The sequence below is a fragment of the Faecalibacter sp. genome, assembly GCF_057177045.1.
This window is the reverse complement of sequence record NZ_CM169987.1, coordinates 279,713-300,975: the sequence shown is the minus strand read 5'-3', so window position 1 is coordinate 300,975 and position 21,263 is coordinate 279,713. Positions and strand designations below refer to the sequence as shown.

The following is a 21,263-nucleotide window of genomic DNA, read 5'->3' as shown; positions in this document are numbered from 1 at the left end:
AGTTTTATTGCGTGCAAATATAGTTTTAATTTGAAAAAAAACTAAAAAAAAACTTTAATATTTAAAAAATTAACCTTATCTTAATCTTCTTATTGTGTAAAAACCTAATTACTTTTTAATAAAATATTTCCTTCTTTTATTAATTGATCATTTAACAAAATTTTATACCAATATGAACCTACTGCTAAAGGCTGATTGTTATACATACCATTCCACGGCAATATTTCATTTATTCTCCCTGTTGTAATTAACTTACCATAACGATCGAAAATAGAGATAACGGCATCCGTCTGTTTTAAATATGTACGGATATCCCACGTATCATTTATACCATCTCCATTTGGACTTAAAAAATTAAAAAAATTGGAAATATCATAGGTAAAAGGTCCGAAAATGCATCCCAATCTGTTTTTAAAATAAAATGTAAAAATTAATTCTTCTGTACTGTTAAAAATATTTGAAGGTTGCCAATGGATGCCATCTGTAGAATATTCCAAAATTTCTTCATCATTCATAGGTTCTATAATTACTTGACTCATTGTTGATCGTACATTTTTAATATATCCATTCCCATCTTCTTCAACAATATTTATACGCATTGAATTTCGACATCCATTATTTATATTAAAAAAAACAGTCCATTCTCCTACCCCATCAATAATAACATCTTTTTCCTCAGATTTTATAATACCATTAAAATACCACTCAAAATTAGAAAATTGGTAAATATTATTTGGATCATAAGGGCCTTGAAGAAGATACGGCACCCCACAAAACTTTAAATTTTGTTGATCGATGAAGGCTTCAAACGTAGGCACTTTTAAATTTAATGGATAGATGGAAAAACACTCTGCTTCTCCGTAAAATTCATTAAATGCAACTTTTAAAAAGAGGGTTGTTTGTGAATGAGGAGTGATATAATTCGACCATTCCGATTCTGGAATAGAATTGGTATTATTTATTGCATCTTCTTGTGATGAAAAGAAAGAAAATTCATACATGTAATTCTCACCATAGAGATGATATAAAGCTTGAAGTAAATCAAATGTATAATTTCCTTCGGATGGACAACCTAATACTTCAAAATCATATCGCCCAGGAGGTTTGAGGCTAAATTGAATGGCGTATTTTACGATTAATATTCTTGGTTCATTCGTAACATTCTCATTGATCCGTAAATAAAATACTACTGGATTGGAAATATCAAACGTTACACTACGTGCAATGCGATCTCTTGGATAAGCATTTGTATTTTGAAAGGCATCATCTGCTGTTGGATAAATGTATTGACTAATGGTCCAATATCTCGAATCATATTCAGCATATTCTTGAAAAAAATCAAAAGCCAAAGAATGAAAGCTTGGACTTGAATTTCGATCATCATAAACGGTGAATTCTGTTGGAATTTCTGAAGTACAACGAAACTTTTCAACTGATTTTAAGTCATATTGTGCTTGGATGATAAAGCTTGTTAGTAGAAGATTTAACGTTGTTATCCATTTCATAAATAAAGCTTATTAATCCTTTAATATACAACATATTACCTTTTCATTAAAATTATACCCAATAAAAAAGCGATATCTTACGATATCGCTTCATTTTATTAGAATTAATGCTATTAGTCTAAAACAATTTGAACTCTTAAACTAACATCTTTGTATCCTCCACCTGGTTTAATAAAACCAAACTCTTCACCGTTTAAAGCGAATTTTTCAGTTTCTAATACTTTTTTACCATCAATTGTTACAATGTGTCCATTTACAGAAAGAGGTTTAGAAATACCTTTAATTGTAATATTTCCTTCCATATTAAATTGGAACTTATCATTCGTTAACTTTGTGATTTTAGTTGATGTAAATGTTGCATCTGGAAAAACACTAATATCGAAGAAATCTGCAGATTGTAAGTGAGAAATTAATCGTCCTTGCATATTTTCAGGCAAGTCGAAATTCGTCATATTTGCTAAATCTACCGTTACAGATACAGCTTCAGGTGTATTTTGGTTTAATCTTACCTTCGCATCTTTCAATTTCACTGTTCCGTTATGCGATTTGTCTTTATTTTGTGTTTGATCAAATTTAGTTCCTTTCCATGTCACATGGCTTTTTGCTAAATCTGGTGCATTTGTACCTTCGAAATCAGAAATTTCATTGTGATTGAAACTTAAGATTGATGCCGTTACACCAACTGCACATAGAACTCCGAATAATTTTTTCATTGTAATGTATTAGTATTAATTATGTTAATTCTTATTTATTAGATATGGATTGCATGTCCGTAAGCATCTTCAACTGCTTCCATAATCGCTTCTGACATTGTTGGGTGTGGATGTACTGATTTCATGATTTCATGTGCTGTTGTCTCTAACTTACGAGCAGCAACTGCTTCCGCAATCATTTCTGTTACACCATCTCCAATCATATGGCATCCTAACCATTCTCCATATTTAGCATCGAATACTACTTTTACGAATCCATCAGCTGCTCCATTCGCTACAGCTTTACCATTCGCTGAAAATGGGAATTTCCCCACTTTCACTTCGTAACCTGCTTCTTTTGCTTGTGCTTCTGTCATACCAACCGATGCAATTTCTGGTGAACAATATGTACAACCTGGGATATTACCATAGTCAATCGCTTCCACTTTTTCACCTGCGATGTGTTCTACACATAAAATTCCTTGTGCAGATGCTAAATGTGCTAAATCAGCTCCTTTTACGACATCTCCAATCGCATAGTATCCTTTAACAGAAGTTTCACAGAAATCATTGATGATTATTTTTCCACGCTCTGTCGCGATCCCTACTTCTTCTAATCCGATGTTTTCAGTATTTGGAACAACACCAGCAGCAGATAATACCACTTCAGCTTCTAAAATTTCTTCACCTTTAGCCGTTTTAACTGTTGCTTTCACTAAGTCTCCTGAGGTATCAACACCTGTAACTTCAGCATTTGTTAATATGTTAATTCCAGACTTCTTTAACGATAATTGCAATTGTTTTGAGATATCTTCGTCCTCAACAGGTACAATTCGTGGTAAATATTCTACAATTGTTACTTGTGTTCCTAAAGTATTATAGAAGTGAGCAAACTCTACTCCAATCGCACCAGACCCCACAACAATCATCGATTTTGGTTGTTTTTCCATGGCTAAAGCCCCACGATATCCGATTACTTTCTTACCATCTTGTGGTAAAGCTGGTAATTCACGAGAACGAGCTCCTGTTGCAATGATGATATTTTCTGCACTGATTTCTTTTGAAGTTCCATCTGCTGCAGTTACTTTTACTTTTTTCCCTGGTAATACTTTCGCAGCACCTTGGATTACTTCGATGTTATTCTTTTTCATCAAGAATTGAACACCTTTACTCATACGATCGGCAACACCACGTGAACGTTTCACTACATTCCCGAATTCAAATGATATATCTGATGGTTTATTTAAACCAAAATCTTCCGCGTGATTTAAGTATTTGAATACTTGAGCACTTTTTAATAAAGCTTTTGTCGGAATACAACCCCAGTTTAGGCAAATACCTCCTAATTCTGCTTTTTCAACGATTGCTACTTTTTTTCCTAACTGAGAAGCTCTAATTGCCGCTACATATCCACCTGGTCCGCTTCCAATAACAATAATGTCGTAACTCATTTTTTCCATAATTTGAACGCTAATTTAATAAATCTAAAACGAAATAAAAGCGATTCGGTAAAATAGATTAAAATTTCTTAAATTTGCAGTGTGAAAATATTCTTTGAAAATTACGCCGACGAAATATTCGTCGAAACGGACTTTCCTCTTGAAGGAAGTTTAGAACAAGCTGTCGATATTTTCCATAATTTACCCGATTATGATGGTAGTTTTATTGGATTTGTAAATCAAGATGGCAATACTGTTCAGATTTCTAAATACGACCGATTTTTGTTTATGGTCGAAATACCAGTGTATGATCAAGATGCTTCGTACTATAAATTGTTCAATTACTTTCAAGTAAGAAATTTAATTGACCATTTATTTAACGGATTTAATCCATATGATATTCCTGATTTAAAATTTGAACCGTTCATAAAACAAAAAGCGACTAAATAATTAGTCGCTTTTTTTATTTTTTCAGGAATAGTTTAAATCAATCTGATTATTTTGGATTCATCCGTAAGGATTTATAATATAATATTTTCATATACTAATTATAAAATTCGTACCTAAGAACCATTACTTCTTCTCCATTTTATAGAATAATAAAATCCCAAAGCTAATAGCAAAAGAAACTCCCATGGCTAGAGCGGATGTTTTCATTCCACCCGTATATTCTATCAATACCCCATAAATCACTAATCCTAAGAAAAGGGCGAATTTTTCGAAGATATCATAAAAACTAAAGTATGTTGTAGTATCGTTGGTTTCGGGCAATAACTTTGCATAAGTCGAACGAGATAAAGCTTGCAATCCACCCATTACCAATCCCACTAAAGCCGCCATCCCATAAAAATGCATTTTGACGTCGGGATGATTCGGTTGAATCATATACCCAATGATACAGGTCATAATCCAAATGAAAACTCCGATCAAAAGTGTAATTTTATTTCCGATTTTTCCCGATAAAAATGAAAATAACCATGCGCCTAAAATGGCTTCGATTTGAATTAAAAGAATGGTCATGATTAATTCTGAATCTTCCATTCCAATTTCTGAACTTCCAAACATGGCCGCCATCAAGAAAATGGTTTGCATTGCAAGGCTATAAAAGAAAAATCCAGCCAAGAAGACGCGAATATTTTTAAAACGATTTAGTTCTTTGAAAGTATTCGAAAGTCCTTTAAAACTACTTTTATAGATATCTTTCGGTACTTCTCTGTCTACTTTTTTATTGGGTAATTTCGATAAAGCGATTTGGCCGAATCCCATCCACCAAAGTCCAGTCAATAAAAAACTTACACGAGTCAGAATTAACGTATAATCTTCAGGAGCAAATTGAATTAAGGCTAAACAAATGGCTAATAATACCACCGAGCCTATATATCCAAACATATAGCCTTTGGCCGATACACTATCCATTTTATCTTCGGTGACGATTTCCGGTAAATAAGCATTATAAAACACTAAACTTCCCCAAAATCCAATACTACCGGTGATATTCATCAACAAACCTAACCATGTGAGTTCAGAAGATGTAAAAAAGAACATTCCGATACACGATAAGCTACCCAAATAACAGAAAAATCGTAAGAATTTAATTTTATTTCCGATTAAATCCGCAATTGAAGATAAAACTGGTGATAATACAATGACAAAGAAAAAAGCAATCGCTAATGAGAAATTAAAAGCTGATTCGGGTAATAGTCCTAAAAATTTAATGGGATTTCCATCCTCACCGCGTGTCATTGCCGTATAATAAACGGGAAAAATAGCAGATGCAATTACAAGAGAATGGACAGAATTGGCCCAATCATAAGAAACCCATGCTCTTATAAGACTTGGATTGTTTTTTTCGATTGTATTCATTTACTTTTAATAATGTATTAATTTAAGTCTCTCAAAAATAGAATAAAAATGGAATCTGAACGATTATTTTTTCGCGAATTAACGATGAGTGATGCAGAGCGATTATTTGAAATTTACTCCGATGAAGAAGCAATGAAATACCGACAATCTGCACATCATCAAACAATAGATGATTCCTTTGAAATGCTAAAACGAGATGCAGAAGTAAGAACATCAAATTACGAAATTCGTTTTGGAATTGTTGAAAAATCAAGTATGCGATTAATTGGCACAATGATGTATCAACCTGTCTCTTATAAAGCCATTATTGGTTATTCGTTTGCAAAAGAAAGCTGGGGAAATGGATATGCCACCGAAGTCGTGGATTGGATGATTCATCATTTAAGAAATAGACAATTTAAAAACATAGAAGCTTGGGTCTTGAACCAAAATATTGCTTCGTGTAAAGTATTAGAGAAAAATAATTTCAGGTTAATTTCACAAACCATCTATCCTGAATCGAAGTATTTTCTACTAAATCTTTAATGTATTCATTTTAAAAAGAAAAATCTTCAAAAAGCAATGACTAACGGGTTTAAATCATAAAAAAATCCTTTCATTTCTGAAAGGATTAAAAGTATAATTAAATTTCTTTTCTTAATCTTGCGACCGGAATATTTAACTGTTCGCGATACTTAGCAATTGTACGTCGCGCAATTGGATACCCTTTTTCTTTTAAGATTTCCGTTAATTTTTCATCCGTTAACGGTTTGCGTTTATCTTCTTCATGAATGACATCTTGAAGAATACGTTTAATTTCACGTGTTGAAACTTCTTCTCCATCTTCATTGGTTAATGATTCAGAGAATAAATCTTTAATTAAAAATGTTCCATAAGGTGTTGCTACATATTTCGAATTGGCCACACGAGAAACTGTTGATATATCCATTCCGATACGATCAGAAATATCTTTCAAAATCATCGGTTTAATCTTAGTCTCATCTCCTGTCAAGAAGTATTCTTTCTGAAATTTCATGATGGCTTCCATCGTATACATTAACGTATTACGACGTTGTTGAATAGCATCAATAAACCATTTGGCTGAATCTAATTTCTGCTTCACAAAGAGTACAGCTTCTTTTTGTTGTGCCGATTTTTTCTCTGTTTTCTTATATGTATCTAACATTTCGGCAAATGTATTCGAAACGCGAAGTTCAGGCACATTGCGACCATTTAATGATAATTCTAAATCACCATCTACAATATTAATTGTAAAATCAGGCGTAATTTGCTCCACAATTTTACTGCTTGAAGAGAATGATTTACCTGGTTTTGGATTTAAACGCTCAATTTCATAGATTGCATCACGCAGTTCCTCTTCTTCCACATCATACTTCGCTAAAAGCTTAGAATAATGTTTTTTTGTAAAAGCATCAAATGATTCATCGATCAATTTTTCAGCCAATTCAACCGCTGGGGTTTGTGTTTTATTTTCTAATTGAATCAATAAACATTCCTGTAAATTACGTGCACCTACACCTACTGGATCTAATTTTTGAATATAATTCAACAAAATATTTTCAACCTCTTCATGTGATACAAAAATATTTTGTGTAAAGGCTAAATCATCGACTAATGATTTTAGTTCTCTACGGATATACCCGTCATCGTCGATATTTCCTAAAATAAATTCGGCAATGGTAAACTGTTGATCTGTTAAACGGTAAGTATAAATTTGACTCTTTAAATATTCAATAAAACTAACGCCTTGGGCATAAGGTACTGAACGATCTTCGTCGTCATCGCTATAATTGTTCGAATAGGTTTTATAATTCGGAATATCATCATCACTTAGATACTCATCAATATTAATATCGCTCGTATCGATTACTTGGTCATCACCATAATCTTCTCCTCCATCATTATCCCAATCGTCATGTTCCATTCCATATTCGTCATCATATTCAGACGATTGATCATCTAATGCAGGGTTTTCTTCCAACTCTTCCTTTACACGTTGCTCAAAAGCAACCGTAGGAAGCTGAACTAACTTCATTAATTGAATTTGCTGAGGCGATAACTTCTGTTGTAATTTTAAATTTAGTTCCTGCTTTAACATAAATATGGGCTTCGTTAAAAATGGGCTTAATCTTTATTTTAAATATAATAAAATTCTGATTAAACCCATTTAATTTTTATAATGATTAGAATTCTGCGTTATTCGGAGTTCTAGGGAATGGGATTACATCACGAATGTTCCCCATACCAGTAACGAATAATACTAAACGCTCTAATCCTAAACCAAATCCTGCGTGTGGAACAGTTCCGAAACGACGTGTGTCACGGTACCACCATAATTCTTCAGGATCGATTCCGAATTTTTTCATTTTTTCATCTAAAACATCCAAACGTTCTTCACGTTGAGATCCACCGATGATTTCTCCAATACCTGGGAATAAAACATCCATTGCACGAACAGTTTTACCATCGTCATTCATACGCATATAGAAGGCTTTGATTTCTGCTGGATAATCAAATAAAATCACAGGCGTTTTAAAGTGTTTCTCAACTAAATAGCGCTCGTGCTCTGATTGTAAATCCGCTCCCCAACCTTCAATTGGATATTTGAATTTTCCTTTTTTATTAGGTTTAGATTCTTTTAAGATTTCGATGGCTTCTGTATAAGATAAACGAACAAATTTGTTGTTTAAAACATATTCTAAACGTTCAATTAAACCTAATTCTGCACGTTCTGCAGCAGGTTTCGCTTGTTGTTCTTGATCATAACGTTGTGCCAAGAAGGCTAAATCATCTTTACAATTTTCCATGGCATAAGAAATCACGTATTTCATGAAATCTTCTGATAAATCCATGTTTTGATCTAAATCGAAGAATGCAATTTCTGGTTCAATCATCCAGAATTCCGCTAAGTGACGAGAAGTATTCGAATTTTCTGCACGGAATGTTGGTCCAAACGTATAAACTTTTCCTAATCCCATCGCTGCAGTTTCACCTTCTAACTGTCCAGAAACCGTTAAGTTTGTTGATTTTCCAAAGAAATCTTGAGAATAATCAATTTCTCCTGTTTCAGTTTTTGGTAAATTGTTTAAATCTAAATTCGTTACACGGAACATCTCCCCTGCACCTTCAGCATCAGAACCTGTAATAATAGGCGTATTCACATAAACAAATCCATTTTCATTGAAGTATTTGTGAATCGCAAACATTAACGAGTTACGCACACGAAAAATGGCTCCGAATAAATTGGTACGGAAACGTAAGTGTGCTTGTTCACGTAACGTATCTAACGAGTGTTTCTTTGGTTGTAAGATGGTTTCTTGAACATCTTCTGATGGAGCTAATCCTAAAACTTTGATTTCTTTTGCTACGATTTCAATTTCTTGTCCCGCACCTTCACTTTCTACAACTTCACCTTTTACAGATAAAGAAGCAGCTGTAGAGATTTGTTTTATGATTGATTCGTCAAAATTCTCGAAATTTATTACAACTTGAACGTTATTAATTGTAGATCCATCATTTAAAGCGACAAAACGATTACTTCTAAATGATCTTACCCATCCGTTAACAACTACTTCTTGTAGTAACAAATCTTTGCCTTTTTCTAATAAGGCTTTAATTCCGTACGATTGCATATTGTTTTAATTTATCCTTACAAATTTAATTAATATTCTATGTTAGAAAAACTAAAGGCATAATTTTTGCGAAAAAGTTTTGTGAAAAATAAAATCCGTGATGAAACTGAAGTTTCATCACGGATTTTTCAATGATAGTGTTGTATATTATTTAAAATACATTCAGGTTAAACGTTAGTTTTAAATGTAAATTATCTTCAAAGCGTGGGAAACTGTATGCGCCTAAACGATAATAAACACCAATACCAAAATTCTTTAAGAGGATGTTATTCACTTCAAATCCTGTTTCATGAAAATAATGATTCGGTGATTTAAACTCAAATTGCTGATGGTTTTGTTTATGACTCATTGTTCCTAAGATTCCTCGATAAACCAATTGTGGCAATACGACATGTTGTCCAAAGCGAATCCCCGCAAAAATATGTTTGATTTGGAACGAAGCGTAACGATCCGAATAAAACTCCCCAGGTAACATCGTTTCAAAGTTCTGAGCGGTTGCAATCCCAAAGTTTTTGAATACCGGTTTATTCTTGGCATTACCCATTCCTTCAAATAAATTCATCAACGACATCTCTCCAAATACAGCACCTACAGAAGCGTTGAATTTCGTTTTCCCCAATTTCGTTTCAAAAATATCCGAATAATTCACATTCAATCGAAATGCATCAAATGGAGAATCTCCAATCGTCCAATATTTGTTCGCCAAAATATAAAAAACAGACTGTCCTTGCTTTACAGTGACTTTTCCATAAGGAGTTCTCAAATATTCATCTTTCGGTGCCCAACGAACAGCAAGCTGAGTATGGTATAAATCTAACCAACCTTCATGGTTTTCGTATTGATACGTAAATTCATTATTCTGCTTCTCATAATTCATCGACACATTAAAAGTAACATTACGATAAATATCTTGCTCATATCCGATGGCATATCTTTTATAAGAATAATATTGATCATTGTACAAATTCTTAACCGTACCATTAATAAATTTTGTAAAATTACTTTGGAGCAATTGAGGCAAATGTCCTGAAGCACTTACATCTTGAGCATATGTTCCGTAAATTCTCCCTGAGTAGGGTTTATTTACAAAATAATCTCCACCAAATCCAAATTTGAACGTTTGATCTTTGAATCCATAAGCTGTATACGCATTCACTGAATATTTATCACTCCATTTTTCGTTGGTGTTAAATGCAGCTCCTAAACGAAAACCTTCATAATTATTATAGCTAAATAATTTTGTTAAATCTAAATCTACTTTCCCCAGATCTACTTTCCCTCCTTTCTGAATAATTCGCATCAATTTCAACTTATCTTCTAAATTGTATTTTTGACTGATACTATCCATTTTAACATACGTCATCGTATCTTTTGCAGTAAATTGATCTCGATATTGTGACATCACTTCTTCTGCTTTCTCTACAGTATTCGTTTCAAAAGCTGCTTCAGTCGAATAACCTAAAAATTCATTTCGTTTGTATTGAACAGGTGTGCTATGATTTTTAAACTGAACTTGATGAAAAATCCATAAACGCTCCGCCTCATCTTGTTCTTCTTTATCTACTTCAATTTTAATTCCATCCATTCCTAAATAACCACTTTCCATACGGTAAATTTGATACAATGGAAACCAATGATTCTCAATCAACTTCCATTCTGCATCAAAATCCGCATAAAATTGTTCATCCGTATTTTCAGCAATAATTTTTACCAAAGCTTTCGATTTTTCGTCAATCCAAAATTCACCACGCAATTGGCGCTGATTGAGACGTTGAATAGGTGTGAAACCAACGATACGAGTTGCTCTACCATTATAGTCAAAATCTTCTATGATTTTGTATCGGTAATAACCAAGCCCTTCATTCGAAATCGGATTCACAATTCCACGAAAAAAGAAATCAAATTTCGATTGATCTAAATTAATTAAGACCGGTTGCATGGCATCCAACTCATAAATTGGTGTTCGTAAACCTGAAATTCGAGAGGATTTGATGATATTTTTTGTACCAAAACGTTTTGAATATTTGTGATCTACGGCACGTTCACTTAAAAACACATGACTTTCGTTTAAAAATCTTCTCCAATTATTGATGGACGAATCTTTCTTATCTTTTGGATTAAGAATTAAACGCAAAGAATCTTGTTCAATGGTACTCCAGAATTTGGTATACGACTGAAAAAAGTAAGAATCTGATTTTTTTAGTGAGTTTTTAGATTGTTGTTTGATCACTTTACGAACATAGTTACGGGCAATCGAATCATTAGCAAAAAATTCTACTGCACCTAAACTAATTGTAGAAGGTTCTAAGAAAATTTCAACTAAAGCTTGTTGATTGCGCTTTACTTTTTGAGGAATAAACCCTTCGCTTTCGACATTAAATACAATTATCGAATCTGCGATCGTCAATTCACCAACTTCGTCAGTAAAACCAATGGTTAAATTGTTTTCTGTCGTTAGTTTCGCATTTTGAAGTCTAAACTCGTCGCGAGAGTCATATACGCGAACTTTTATTTGTGCTGATATTGAAAGGGATAGTAATAAAAATAAAAAACAGTAAAGTTTTTTCATGCTGTAAAATTGAACCGCAATTTAACAAAAAAAGCAGCGATATTAACGCTGCTTTAAATTTTATTTAAGAAAATTAAAAAGGATTAAACCTTCATAATTTCTGCTTCTTTTTTTGCTAATGCTTCTTCTAATTTTTTAGAGAATTTATCCGTTAAACCTTGTACACGAGTTTCATAATCTTTTATTAAATCCTCCGATACATCTTTAGCTGATTTTAACGCCTTATTAGCATCTTGACGAGCATTACGAATAGAAACTTTTGCATTTTCCATATCCGCTTTTGCCATTTTTACTAATTCTTTACGACGCTCTTCTGTTACTGGAGGAATACTAATAATAATAGAATCTCCATTGTTTGAAGGTGCAAATCCTAAATTAGAATTAACAATTGCTTTTTCGATTTCATTAATTAAGTTTCTTTCCCATGGTTGGATGCTTAAAGTCATCGCATCTGGAGTAGTTACGTTAGCAACTTGGCTTAATGGAGTTAAACTTCCATAGTAATCTACACGAACTGAACTTAACATTGCTGGGTTAGCTTTCCCTGCTCTTAATTTATCAAAAGCAACGTTTAAGTGATCTACAGTCCCTTGCATTTGCTCTTTAGCTGTGTCTAAAATTAGATCTAATTCTTCCATTTTGAGATTTAATTATTTGTTACTAGAGTACCTACGTTACCTCCTTCTATTAATGCTTTTAAGTTACCTTTTGTATTCATATCAAATACAATAATTGGTAATTTATTCTCTTCGCTTAAAGTAAAGGCTGTCATATCCATTACTTTTAAGTTTTTGTCATATACTTCTTGGTAAGAAATTGTATTAAATTTCTCCGCTGTAGCATCTTTTTCTGGATCTGCTGTATAGATACCATCTACACGTGTTCCTTTTAAAATCACGTCTGCATTAATTTCAATTGCACGTAATACAGCTGCTGTGTCCGTTGTAAAATATGGGTTTCCTGTTCCTGCACCAAAAATCACGACACGTCCTTTTTCCAAATGACGCGTTGCTTTACGTTTGATAAAAGGTTCAGCAATTTGCTCCATACGAATTGCCGTTTGTAAACGTGTAATTAATCCGGCATCTTCTAATGCTCCTTGTAAAGCCATACTGTTGATTACAGTCGCTAACATTCCCATGTAATCTCCTTGTACACGATCCATACCTGAAGCTACACCTTGAACACCTCTGAAAATATTACCACCACCAATTACGATTGCCACTTCACATCCTAAATCAACAACTTCTTTGATTTGTTCTGCATATTGTTTTAACATATTTGGGTCGATTCCGTATTGTAAATCCCCCATTAGTGCCTCTCCACTTAATTTAAGTAGTACTCTTTTGTATTTCATTGTTTCAAAGGTTTTCTTTTGCAAATATAATTTATCTGTTAATATTCTACTAACGTTCGAATATTTCTAATGCATTTTTTGTTGTAATTTCTGCAATTTCTTGCTCAGACAGTTGATACACATCAACTAACTTTTCAGCTACGTGTTTCAAATAACTCGACTCATTGCGTTTTCCTCGGAATGGAACTGGAGCTAAATAGGGAGAATCTGTTTCTAACACAATATGTTTGATCTCAAATTCATTTAAGAATTGATCAATTTTTCCGTTTTTAAAAGTGACTACTCCTCCAATTCCTAATTTTAAATTGAAATCAATGGCGCGTTGTGCATCCTCTTTTGTACCAGAAAAACAGTGAAATATTCCGAATAATTTTTCATCTTTCACCTCTTCTAAAACTTCAAACACTTCGTTAAACGCATCACGACAGTGAATCACGATGGGTAAATTCTTTTCCTTTGCCCATTCAATTTGCGTTTTAAAAGCCTCCTGTTGCTCTTTCAGATACGCTTTTTCCCAATATAAATCGATTCCGATTTCACCAATTGCTTTGAATTCTCTATTATCAATCCATTCTTTAACATGAGCCATTTCTGATGCTAAAGTATCGGGATGAACCGAACAAGGATGCAACCCCATCATCGCAAACATTTCATTTGGATATTGCGCTTCCAAATTCAACATTCGTTCAGTATAAGATTGATCAATCGCCGGAAGATAGAAACGCTCTACCCCGTTTGCTTTTGCTCGTGCAACGACTTCTGTAATGTCTTCTGCAAATTGTTCTGAATATAAATGAGTATGTGTATCGATTAACATGGTTTTAATTTTGAGAATATAAATTCTTTTTCTGCACTGAAATCTACTTGATGTCCTTTTTCTAATTCTTCCATCATCTGAAGTGTTTTCTTTAGAAATTTCTGGTGATTTTCACTTGTTTCATTAAAAGGACGATGTTGCAATGCAGCTCTTATTTTATTGATTTTTTGAATAATTGTTCGGGTTGAATCTTCGAAATACGTTTCACTGAACTTATCCCAGATGTATTCTACCGCTTGAATGGAAGGATGAATCAAATCATCTTTATAAAAACGGTAATCTCGAAGATCATCCAGCACTAATTCGTACGATGGAAAATAATCCACTTGATCATATTTCAGATTCAGTTGGTATAACGCATCAATTAATCGTGCTTTACTGACATTATTTTCAATCATGCCATCTTTGGTATGACGTACTGGGCTAACTGTCGTTATAATTTTAAGTTTTGGATTGACTTTTAACACATCAAAAACAATTAAATCCAATGCTTTAAAATTTTCTTCTGTCGATAAAAGTACTTTTTCAAATTGCTTTGCTTCCACTTTATGGCAGTTCGCCACAATATGATTGGTTTCTTTCCAACGATAAACCCATGATGTTCCTAATGTTAGCATCAAGACATCGGCTGTTAAAAGTTGATGATGAACTTGATCAATGGTTGGGTTGATTCCCTCCAAAACCTGGTGGGATGATAAGGCATTAAATGATGAATGTACATCAAAACAGAAAAATTGTTCTCCGTTTTGATGTACATCATCTATCGTATAATAGCGTTTGTGAATACTTCTTTCCATCAGTTCCTGAATCGAGTGGGCATTGAAAATAACCCCAAATGGATTAATTAAACCCATAAATTTTAAATCAATTAATCGATTTCCGATTTCGTCAGAGAAACAGGATCCAATGGTCATCAACTGATGATGATGATTAATTTTGAAGGGTGACTCGGGTATGGTAAAAGAAGTACGAAACTGCATTTTATTTTATCCTTGGCGGTCGATTAAAACTTCACTTAATTCACGTAAATATCCTTTTTTCTCTTCTGCAACATTAATCTTATCTAAATATTGATGAGCTTTATTGGTATATTCACGAATTAACGTTGATAATTTTTTATTGACATTTAGTTTACGGAAAATTTTCTCCACAGCGTACACTTTATCGACATTGTCTGTATTCATATTGTACCAGAACAATAATTCGTCACGATCTCTTTCATCTGCTGCTTCTAAAGCTGAAATGTATAAAATGGTCTTTTTATTCTCGTAAATATCGCCCGCGTGTTTTTTCCCTAAATGTTCTAAATTACCAAATACATCTAAGTAATCATCTTTTAATTGATACGCAATACCTAAATTTAATCCGTATTGATAAATTAATTCACCGTCTTCTTCACTTGCTCCGGCAATCATTGCTCCAATTTGTAAAGAAGCTCCTACCAATACTCCTGTTTTGAATGAGATCATTTTGATGTAATCTTCATACGTTACATTGGTTTGCGTTTCGAAATTAATGTCCCATTGCTGACCTTCACATAATTCTTTCGCCGTTTTTGTGAATAATTTAGTAACCTTTTTAAATAATTCAGGCTCTAAATCTTCCAGCATTTCATACGATTTAATCAATAATGCATCACCGGATAAAATGGCTGTATTGATGCCGTATTTTTCATGAACGGTCGTTTTTCCGCGGCGTAACGGTGCATCATCCATAATATCGTCGTGCATTAACGAGAAATTGTGAAAAAATTCAACGGCCAACGATGGTTTTAAAGCTTTTTCTAAATCACCATCGAATAAATCTGCACCCAAAAGAACAATGACTGGACGAATTCTTTTTCCTCCGATATTTAAAATATAATCCATTGGTTCGTATAATTCCTTTGGATTTTGGATCAATGAATTATCTTGAAGTCCTTGTGCAATTAAGTCGTGAAATTTATCAAATGAGTACATAGTTTCTTTCTAAAAAATTTAGTTAGGCAAATATAATTAAGTACGTTCAGTAAACGTAATTTATTTTTTACGAATCAGCTGATACATTTCATTCAGCCAAATCATGTTAAATACAAATTGTCCGATTAGGGTAACAATAAACGGTAAATACAGTCGCTCCAATAAAACCAATAAATCCTCGAATACAAAAAGAAAATAAAAGCCGTTGGATACTAGCAATAAAATAGTACTAATGATGAGAAAAATCCATTTGTTATTCTGTTTATAGGAAATACCATGGAGGATTAATGCCCCTACAAACATATACCCCATTTGTTCATTGAAATCTGCAAATTGATATTGAACATAGTTATGGGCATAATCGGTACCTTTATATCGTAAATAAACCGAAGGAAATAGGACAATCAAATGAGTAATGGCATACTTCATCGCTACATTCAAACCATAAGCCAACGTTAACTGATCTTTGTATTCTTCAAAAAGCATTAAAGCATAGTCAACTTTACTGAACGATTTTTTCTTTTTCATCTATCGAAACAATTCACTGACGATTTGATACGATTTGCGTTTGGCTTTTTGATCATAGATATTTGAATTGATGATGATTTCATCCACTCCACAATCTTCAACGAATTTGGTTAAGCTCTGACATAACGTGGATTTAGATCCAATAAACGATAAGGCTGTCATTCCTCTTAAAACATATTTTTGTTGTTCGTTAGCTTCTTGTAAATTGGTTTCTTCTGGGGAAACTAAAGCAGAACGTTGATCCGTAATAATATTTAAGAAACTTTGAAACATCGATAACGAAAGTAAGTGTGCTTCATCATCCGAATTCCCTGCGATTACATTCACACACACCATTGCATATGGTTTATTTAAATAAATCGAAGGTTTGAAATTTCGTTTATATATCGCTACAGCATCATAAAATTGCTGAGGTGCAAAATGCCCTGCAAATGCATAAGGCAACCCTAATTCTGCCGCTAAATACGCACTCTCTGTACTAGAACCTAAAATGTAAAGATCTATATTCGCACCTTCACCTGGGATAGCACGTACTTTATTTTTACAATTTTCAGCATTCAAATAACGTTGCAATTCTTTGATTTCCAATTCAAAATTATAGTGTGCAAAATTATCACCTCGACGCAAAATAGAAGCGGTCAATTGATCTGTTCCAGGTGCTCGACCTAAACCTAAATCAATACGCCCCGGATACAATGCATCTAAAGTTCCGAATTGTTCAGCCACACTTAAAGCGGTGTGATTCGGTAACATAATCCCACCCGAACCTACTTTAATTTTTGTCGTATTTCCAGCAACGTGTCCAATTAAAATGGCAGTCGCTGAACTTGCCACATTGGGCATATTATGATGTTCTGATAACCAGTAACGTGTATATCCTAAATCTTCAACAATTTTAGCACAGTCTACTGTATTTTGGAACGTATCGGTTAACGTATCCCCTTTACGAACCACAGCCAAGTCTAAAACTGAATATTTTATGTTTTTTAATAAACTCATTCTTCATTAAATCTTGTTCTAAATTATGAAAACTCCAAGATAATTCAGCAATTTCCCTTATAAAAACGTTAAAATCGGATGGATAGGCATCAAAAAAGCATCTATCAAAATGATAGATGCTTGGTTTTAATATTTGCTGTGATAATATTCGTGTTCTAATGTATTTTTTTGTTGCTTGTTCATGGCTTCATTTGCCCTTAACTCTATACGTCTAATTTTTCCAGAGATGGTTTTTGGTAACGCGTCCACAAATTGAATAATTCGAGGAATCTTATAACGGGCTAAATTCGCTTCACTAAATTGAAACAACTCTTCTGCTAATGCTTGACTTGGTTCAACCTCTTTATTAAGAATTACAAAAGCTTTAACGGCATTACTACGCGTAGGATGGGGACTTGCTACAACAGCAGCTTCGATAATTGCATCGTGTTCCAATAAAACACTTTCAACTTCAAAAGGACCTACACGGAAATCGGAAGCTTTGATCACATCATCATCTCGACCCACAAACCATACATACCCCTCTTCGTCTTTGTACGCCTTATCACCGGTGTAATACAAGCCGTGTTTAAACACTTTTTTCATTTTATCCAATTGGATCAAATACGTTTTAAACACTCCATTCACTGTATTTTCATCAAATCGAATGCAAATGTTCCCTTCTTCTCCAATTCCTACTTCAACTCCATGATCATCTGCAATGACAACATCATATAGAAACGTAGGCTTACCCATCGAACCATATTTAATTGGATCGTGCGGTAAATTGACAATAGAAGCAGTCGTCTCGGTTTGACCATAACCATCACGAATGGTGATTCCCGTTGCATTTTTCCAAACTTCAATAATCTCTGGATTTAACGGTTCACCTGCCGCAACACACTGACGTAAATTAAAATGAAATGCTTCTAAATCTTCTAAAATTAATGCACGTAATGCAGTAGGCGGAGCACAAAATGTAGTCACATTATAATCCACTAAGGCTTGCAATTGCTCTTTGGGTACAAATCGATCACAGTGAAAACCTAAAATGGTAGCTCCCATATTCCAAGGCGCAAAAAAAGAACTCCAAAAGAATTTTGCCCACCCTGGTTGAGAAATGTTATAATGAACATCTCCTTGTTTTAAACCAACCCAAGAGGAAGTCGTAAAAGAACCTAAGGCATAGGTATAATGCGTATGAACCACTACTTTCGGCATTCCTGTAGTTCCAGAAGTAAAGAAATAGAATAGGTTATCATCCGGTTTGGTCAAAGCAGCTTCCGCTAACTTCGATTCATCATCCATCATTGATAGATTAACCCAACCTTTGCGTTCACCTTCTGTAATTAATTTCAATTTAATTTTTTGATCAAATTGAGCTTCAGCGGCATCAATCTTATCGGCATTGGCAGGATCCGCTAATACTACTTGAGGAAATGCGGATTCAAAACGAAATTTTAGATCTCTTGCTTCTAAGGTTACTGCGGCAGGAATAACGATGATTCCACCCTTGATACAGGCTAAATAGCTGATCCAACTAGAGGGTAGCAACGGAATTTGAGACAACATAATATCATTTTGTTGAATACCATGTCGACGTAAGAAATTTAAAAATTGATTGCTTTTTTCACTTAATTGGCGATAAGTAAATTGTTGTTCCTCTTGATTGTATTTCCAAATCAATCCAACTTGCTCGCCTAACTGTTGAACGTTATACGGTTCAAAATAATCACTGACCCAATTGAATGTTTCGGGCTTAGTGATGGGGATTTGAGTTAACTCTGCATAATTTTCTGATTCGATTGCATTACGAATCGAATGAAACAATTGATTTTCTGTCATTTATTTTGTGGTTTGAATAATAAATATATAAATTTTTAATTCACAACAACCACAAATAGTGTTTTTTTAAATAAAAAAAGATGGCTTTTCGAAAAAAGCCATCTTGAATATTTTGATCTAATTTAAAATTAGTCTCTGTTGCGTCCACCACGGAAACCACCTTCACGGCGCTCTCCACCACGACGTTCACCACCGCGAGAACCTCCATCACGAGATCCACGGAATCCTCCGTCACGAGAACCTTCACGACGTTCACCGCCACGACGTTCACCATCACGAGAACCTCCACGACGATCACCTCCACGAGAACCTCCATCACGAGATCCACCACGACGATCACCTCCACGGAAACCTCCGCCTCCACGACGATCACCTCCGCGAGATCCACCACGAGATCCACCGTCACGTCCTGGTTCTGGTTTAGAAATTTGAACATCTAAATCAACACCATCACGTTGTGCATTAGCGAATGATTCCATTACTAATGATTCGAATTGTGTATCTACTTCGAAGAAAGAGAAATTACGTAAAATTTCAATTTTTCCGATTTCGATGTTACGGTTACGTGTTTGTTCGTTAATTAAACCAATTAAGTTAGGAACACGTAAGTTTTGTTTTTGACCAATGTTAATAAAGAAACGTGTGAAATCTCTTCCTCCACGACGACGATCTGAACGATCACCTCTTTCTCTATCGTTAGAATCTGTATTGATATCTTTAGAATCCTTATAGTATTCTAAGAATGAATTAAATTCTACTGTTACGAAACGCTTTAATAAATCATCACGATCTAAATCTGCTAATTTCTCTTGAACAGTTGCCATGTATGGATCAATTTGCTCATCGTTTACTTCAATATTTTGAATTTTTTCAATTAAATTGAATAAACGTTTTTCACAAATTTCTTGTCCAGTTGGAACATTTTTATGTTCAATTTTAGAAGCAATAATACGTTCTAATTCTTTAATCTTACGCCCTTCACGGTTGTTCGAAATAATGATAGAAATCCCTTTGTTACCTGCACGTCCTGTACGACCTGAACGGTGAACATAAACTTCTGGATCATCTGGTAAGTTGTAGTTGATCACGTGCGTTAATTCGTTCACGTCAATCCCACGAGCGGCAACGTCAGTCGCTACTAAAATTTGGATATTTTGGTTACGGAATTTCTCCATTACGTGGTCACGTTGAGATTGAGATAAATCTCCGTGTAATGCATCTGCATTATAACCATCTTGCATTAATTTGTCTGCAACTTCTTTCGCTTCGCGACGAGTTCTACAGAAAACAATACCGTAAATATTTGGGTAATAATCTGCTAAACGTTTTAAAGCTAAATAACGATCTGAAGCACGAACTAAGAAAACTTGGTGTTCGATATTTTTAGATGCTGTGTTAACTTTAGAAACTGCGATTTCGATCGGGTTGTGCATGTATTCAGATGCAATACGACGAACTTCGCTTGGCATTGTAGCAGAGAATAATAAAGTTTGTTTTTCTTCTGGAGTAGTCTCTAAAATTGAATCGATTTCATCACGGAATCCCATGTTTAACATTTCGTCAGCTTCATCTAAAACTGTCCATGTGATATCGTGAATTTTTAAAGCCTTACGTTTAATTAAATCCATTGTACGTCCAGGAGTACCAACTACGATTTGTGGATTATCTCTTAACCCTTTGATTTGTTTTGAGATGTCAGCACCACCATATACCGCTTGGATGCGTACACCTTTCATGTTTGCAGAAAAAGATTCTAACTCTTTTGCAATTTGTAAACATAACTCACGAGTAGGACATAATACAATCGCTTGAACAGATTGAGAAGTGCTGTCTAAATTGTTTAAAATTGGTAAACCAAAGGCAGCTGTTTTTCCTGTACCTGTTTGCGCTAATGCGATAACGTCTTGATCTGAAGTTAAGATTTGTGGAATTGCTTTTTCTTGGATTGGAGATGGGCTAACGAATCCCATCGCTTCAATTGCAGTTAAAATGTTTTCCTGAAGACCTAATTCTTTGAATGTAATCATGTTAGATAATTGACCGAGCATGAAAATTCATTTATGTTTTCCATACCTCGGTT

At 34.1% G+C, this 21,263-nt stretch carries 18 protein-coding genes; 2 read left to right on the top strand and 16 right to left on the bottom strand.

Features of this window, described 5'->3' with window-relative positions; all coding sequences use genetic code 11:
* Positions 1 to 104 precede the first annotated feature (104 nt).
* The 3 genes from AC1QSP_RS01360 to lpdA form a co-directional block, all read right to left on the bottom strand.
* On the bottom strand, positions 105 to 1,505 hold the full coding sequence (locus AC1QSP_RS01360; protein WP_484079436.1) for a T9SS type B sorting domain-containing protein: 1,401 nt from the start codon (positions 1,503 to 1,505) through the stop codon (positions 105 to 107).
* A 113-nt stretch (positions 1,506 to 1,618) separates the two neighbouring features.
* Positions 1,619 to 2,218: a YceI family protein gene (locus AC1QSP_RS01355; protein WP_322970232.1), complete on the bottom strand. Its 600-nt coding sequence runs from the start codon at positions 2,216 to 2,218 to the stop codon at positions 1,619 to 1,621.
* A gap of 38 nt (positions 2,219 to 2,256) precedes the next feature.
* Positions 2,257 to 3,648 (bottom strand): dihydrolipoyl dehydrogenase, encoded by a 1,392-nt coding sequence (gene lpdA, locus AC1QSP_RS01350; RefSeq protein ID WP_322970233.1) that lies wholly within the window; start codon positions 3,646 to 3,648, stop codon positions 2,257 to 2,259.
* 90 nt (positions 3,649 to 3,738) lie between these two features.
* On the opposite strand from lpdA, the gene AC1QSP_RS01345 reads away from it, so the two are divergent.
* Complete coding sequence (locus AC1QSP_RS01345; protein WP_484079435.1) at positions 3,739 to 4,086, top strand: hypothetical protein; 348 nt, start codon at positions 3,739 to 3,741, stop codon at positions 4,084 to 4,086.
* A gap of 123 nt (positions 4,087 to 4,209) precedes the next feature.
* Here the strand turns inward: AC1QSP_RS01345 and AC1QSP_RS01340 are convergent, their stop codons facing one another.
* Positions 4,210 to 5,499 (bottom strand): MFS transporter, encoded by a 1,290-nt coding sequence (locus tag AC1QSP_RS01340; RefSeq protein WP_484079434.1) that lies wholly within the window; start codon positions 5,497 to 5,499, stop codon positions 4,210 to 4,212.
* 48 nt (positions 5,500 to 5,547) lie between these two features.
* Between AC1QSP_RS01340 and AC1QSP_RS01335 the strand changes: the two genes are divergently transcribed.
* On the top strand, positions 5,548 to 6,024 hold the full coding sequence (locus tag AC1QSP_RS01335) for a GNAT family N-acetyltransferase (RefSeq protein WP_484079433.1): 477 nt from the start codon (positions 5,548 to 5,550) through the stop codon (positions 6,022 to 6,024).
* 97 nt (positions 6,025 to 6,121) lie between these two features.
* On the opposite strand, the gene rpoN is transcribed toward AC1QSP_RS01335, so the two are convergent.
* The 12 genes from rpoN to AC1QSP_RS01275 all read right to left on the bottom strand — a co-directional run bounded on the left by rpoN (position 6,122) and on the right by AC1QSP_RS01275 (position 21,231).
* Positions 6,122 to 7,597, bottom strand: a complete 1,476-nt coding sequence (gene rpoN, locus AC1QSP_RS01330) for an RNA polymerase factor sigma-54 (protein WP_484079432.1) — start codon at positions 7,595 to 7,597, stop codon at positions 6,122 to 6,124.
* Positions 7,598 to 7,682: 85 nt separating this feature from the next.
* The gene (gene asnS / locus AC1QSP_RS01325) at positions 7,683 to 9,131 is read right to left on the bottom strand and encodes an asparagine--tRNA ligase (protein ID WP_484079431.1); all 1,449 of its coding nucleotides are present in this window, start codon (positions 9,129 to 9,131) and stop codon (positions 7,683 to 7,685) included.
* 151 nt (positions 9,132 to 9,282) lie between these two features.
* Complete coding sequence (locus AC1QSP_RS01320) at positions 9,283 to 11,700, bottom strand: DUF5686 family protein (protein WP_484079430.1); 2,418 nt, start codon at positions 11,698 to 11,700, stop codon at positions 9,283 to 9,285.
* Between the two features lie 83 nt (positions 11,701 to 11,783).
* Positions 11,784 to 12,338, bottom strand: a complete 555-nt coding sequence (gene frr, locus AC1QSP_RS01315) for a ribosome recycling factor (protein ID WP_322970239.1) — start codon at positions 12,336 to 12,338, stop codon at positions 11,784 to 11,786.
* 8 nt (positions 12,339 to 12,346) lie between these two features.
* Positions 12,347 to 13,057: a UMP kinase gene (gene pyrH / locus AC1QSP_RS01310; RefSeq protein WP_484079429.1), complete on the bottom strand. Its 711-nt coding sequence runs from the start codon at positions 13,055 to 13,057 to the stop codon at positions 12,347 to 12,349.
* Between the two features lie 49 nt (positions 13,058 to 13,106).
* Positions 13,107 to 13,874 (bottom strand): TatD family hydrolase, encoded by a 768-nt coding sequence (locus AC1QSP_RS01305; protein ID WP_484079428.1) that lies wholly within the window; start codon positions 13,872 to 13,874, stop codon positions 13,107 to 13,109.
* On the bottom strand, positions 13,868 to 14,854 hold the full coding sequence (locus AC1QSP_RS01300) for a GSCFA domain-containing protein (protein ID WP_484079427.1): 987 nt from the start codon (positions 14,852 to 14,854) through the stop codon (positions 13,868 to 13,870). Before AC1QSP_RS01300 ends, AC1QSP_RS01305 begins: the two co-directional genes overlap by 7 nt.
* Before the next feature lie 6 nt (positions 14,855 to 14,860).
* Positions 14,861 to 15,832: a polyprenyl synthetase family protein gene (locus tag AC1QSP_RS01295; RefSeq protein WP_484079426.1), complete on the bottom strand. Its 972-nt coding sequence runs from the start codon at positions 15,830 to 15,832 to the stop codon at positions 14,861 to 14,863.
* 60 nt (positions 15,833 to 15,892) lie between these two features.
* Positions 15,893 to 16,360 carry a hypothetical protein gene (locus AC1QSP_RS01290; RefSeq protein ID WP_484079425.1) on the bottom strand — a complete coding sequence of 156 codons (468 nt, stop codon included), beginning with the start codon at positions 16,358 to 16,360 and terminating at the stop codon, positions 15,893 to 15,895.
* Positions 16,361 to 17,359: an LLM class flavin-dependent oxidoreductase gene (locus AC1QSP_RS01285; protein ID WP_484079424.1), complete on the bottom strand. Its 999-nt coding sequence runs from the start codon at positions 17,357 to 17,359 to the stop codon at positions 16,361 to 16,363. It lies immediately after the preceding gene.
* 126 nt (positions 17,360 to 17,485) lie between these two features.
* Positions 17,486 to 19,183, bottom strand: coding sequence for an AMP-binding protein (locus tag AC1QSP_RS01280; protein ID WP_484079423.1), 1,698 nt, complete (start codon positions 19,181 to 19,183; stop codon positions 17,486 to 17,488).
* Positions 19,184 to 19,311: 128 nt separating this feature from the next.
* Positions 19,312 to 21,231: a DEAD/DEAH box helicase gene (locus AC1QSP_RS01275; RefSeq protein WP_484079422.1), complete on the bottom strand. Its 1,920-nt coding sequence runs from the start codon at positions 21,229 to 21,231 to the stop codon at positions 19,312 to 19,314.
* Positions 21,232 to 21,263 lie beyond the last annotated feature (32 nt).

Bases quoted from the DNA above. Each gene is read 5' to 3' on its own strand.
- AC1QSP_RS01305 (WP_484079428.1), bottom strand. From the start codon at position 13,874: ATGTTAATCGATACACATACTCATTTATATTCAGAACAATTTGCAGAA.
- frr (WP_322970239.1), bottom strand. From the start codon at position 12,338: ATGGAAGAATTAGATCTAATTTTAGACACAGCTAAAGAGCAAATGCAA.
- AC1QSP_RS01355 (WP_322970232.1), bottom strand. From the start codon at position 2,218: ATGAAAAAATTATTCGGAGTTCTATGTGCAGTTGGTGTAACGGCATCA.
- AC1QSP_RS01285 (WP_484079424.1), bottom strand. From the start codon at position 17,359: ATGAGTTTATTAAAAAACATAAAATATTCAGTTTTAGACTTGGCTGTG.
- AC1QSP_RS01295 (WP_484079426.1), bottom strand. From the start codon at position 15,832: ATGTACTCATTTGATAAATTTCACGACTTAATTGCACAAGGACTTCAA.
- AC1QSP_RS01300 (WP_484079427.1), bottom strand. From the start codon at position 14,854: ATGCAGTTTCGTACTTCTTTTACCATACCCGAGTCACCCTTCAAAATT.
- AC1QSP_RS01320 (WP_484079430.1), bottom strand. From the start codon at position 11,700: ATGAAAAAACTTTACTGTTTTTTATTTTTATTACTATCCCTTTCAATA.
- lpdA (WP_322970233.1), bottom strand. From the start codon at position 3,648: ATGAGTTACGACATTATTGTTATTGGAAGCGGACCAGGTGGATATGTA.
- AC1QSP_RS01335 (WP_484079433.1), top strand. From the start codon at position 5,548: ATGGAATCTGAACGATTATTTTTTCGCGAATTAACGATGAGTGATGCA.
- pyrH (WP_484079429.1), bottom strand. From the start codon at position 13,057: ATGAAATACAAAAGAGTACTACTTAAATTAAGTGGAGAGGCACTAATG.
- rpoN (WP_484079432.1), bottom strand. From the start codon at position 7,597: ATGTTAAAGCAGGAACTAAATTTAAAATTACAACAGAAGTTATCGCCT.
- AC1QSP_RS01360 (WP_484079436.1), bottom strand. From the start codon at position 1,505: ATGAAATGGATAACAACGTTAAATCTTCTACTAACAAGCTTTATCATC.
- AC1QSP_RS01275 (WP_484079422.1), bottom strand. From the start codon at position 21,231: ATGCTCGGTCAATTATCTAACATGATTACATTCAAAGAATTAGGTCTT.
- AC1QSP_RS01340 (WP_484079434.1), bottom strand. From the start codon at position 5,499: ATGAATACAATCGAAAAAAACAATCCAAGTCTTATAAGAGCATGGGTT.
- asnS (WP_484079431.1), bottom strand. From the start codon at position 9,131: ATGCAATCGTACGGAATTAAAGCCTTATTAGAAAAAGGCAAAGATTTG.
- AC1QSP_RS01290 (WP_484079425.1), bottom strand. From the start codon at position 16,360: ATGAAAAAGAAAAAATCGTTCAGTAAAGTTGACTATGCTTTAATGCTT.
- AC1QSP_RS01280 (WP_484079423.1), bottom strand. From the start codon at position 19,183: ATGACAGAAAATCAATTGTTTCATTCGATTCGTAATGCAATCGAATCA.